This window comes from Xenorhabdus budapestensis (assembly GCF_002632465.1).
In the GTDB taxonomy this organism is placed as follows: domain Bacteria; phylum Pseudomonadota; class Gammaproteobacteria; order Enterobacterales; family Enterobacteriaceae; genus Xenorhabdus; species Xenorhabdus budapestensis.
Window position 1 is genome coordinate 1 of the sequence record NZ_NIBS01000141.1, and the last position, 483, is coordinate 483.

The following is a 483-nucleotide window of genomic DNA, read 5'->3' on the forward strand; positions in this document are numbered from 1 at the left end:
GACCGTGATGATTTATGACGCCGGGGACAGAAAAGTGCTCGGTGGCCGATGCTATGACGAGATTGTCTGGGCACAGCCGGTGACACTGGCCTCAGAACGCCTGTTACTGGAAAAGCAACAGCAGCAGTTGTGTCAGTCAGCCGTGCTTGAGCAGGGGTGGCAGAATACAGAGGCTGCCCGGGCATTATGGCATAAGGCGCATTTATTGTCGCTGCATGCGGTTTCGCCCTGTTACCAACAGTGCCGTGAAGTGCAGGATATTCTCCGGCACGGCAGTCAGCGTTTAACACATGAGGTATGACTATGGCACCTTTACGTTTAACCGTCTGGCAGGTGATTGCCGGTACGCTGCTGAAGCGTCATTTTGGCCTGAACCTGGAGGACACGGCGCTGTGTGAAACAGACACGGTCGCTGAACTGATACAAAACGGCATCCGACCCTCTGAGGCCATTAACGAATTAGTCGATAAGTACGATTTAACC

Annotated in this window: 1 protein-coding gene and 1 pseudogene; both read left to right on the forward strand. The window is 53.4% G+C overall.

Going from position 1 to position 483, the window contains the following annotated elements:
• Positions 1-301, forward strand: a pseudogene (locus tag Xbud_RS19315) (hypothetical protein); the annotation flags it as partial.
• A 2-nt stretch (positions 302-303) separates the two neighbouring features.
• A partial coding sequence (locus Xbud_RS19320) for a TA system toxin CbtA family protein (protein WP_244590057.1) occupies positions 304-483 on the forward strand: 180 nt, incomplete at its 3' end.